At 47.7% G+C, this 801-nt stretch carries 1 protein-coding gene; it reads left to right on the top strand.

The window, feature by feature from the left end:
- Nucleotides 1-801 (top strand): MSCRAMM family protein (locus tag LIQ05_RS19370; RefSeq protein ID WP_264292816.1); only part of this gene is annotated, 801 nt, incomplete at both ends.

The raw sequence follows: 801 nt of genomic DNA, 5'->3' as shown, positions 1-801 counted from the left end.
AAGGTGTGGGATTCAGTGCATATCTGGAGAGCAGCCTGAAGAAAAATAAGGACGGCTCCTATGATTTTGCATCTGCTACCCCGGTCGTGCTGACCGCAGACGGACAGACAGAAATGTTCACAGATGAGCGCGGATATGCATGCTCCATTCCGCTCCCATACGGTACCTATATTGTAAGGGAGACCACCACACCGCACAACCTCACGCCAGTCGATGATTTTAAGGTTGTGATCTCAGAGAATCATCCGGATCAGCCGCAGGTATGGCGTGTGCTTCTGGATAAAGAGTTTGAAGCAAAATTAAAGATCATCAAAAAAGACGATGAGACAAAGAAATCTGTCCTGGTTCCGAATACCGAGTTCAAGGTATACGATCTGGACAACAAAAAGTATGTGGAACAGGTAACCACTTACCCGTCCACTACGGTACATAAATCTTATTTTACCGATGAAAACGGATACCTGATCCTGCCACAGAATCTTGCTTGCGGAAATTACCGCATCGAAGAGGTGACTGCACCAAGCGGATATACTCACAGCACAAACACGGTGGAAATCAAAGTAGACAGCGATACCGCATACCAGGAAGATCCGGTCAGCGGTGACCTGATCATTGAGGTGGATTTCGAGAACCATCCGGCAAAAGGCAGACTGACCATCCGTAAGGAAGGCGAAGTGGTCAAAGGTTTTGACAAGAATTTCACCTACGAGGAAGCCAGTCTTGCAGGAGCCGTGTTTGAGGTTTACGCCGCAGAAGATATCTATACCGCAGACCATCAGAAAGATGAGAACGGCAACCGTT

This window comes from Blautia glucerasea (assembly GCF_020537505.1).
GTDB lineage: Bacteria > Bacillota > Clostridia > Lachnospirales > Lachnospiraceae > Blautia_A.
The sequence above is the reverse complement of the archived record's forward strand: the minus strand, read 5'-3'. Positions and strand labels throughout refer to the sequence as shown.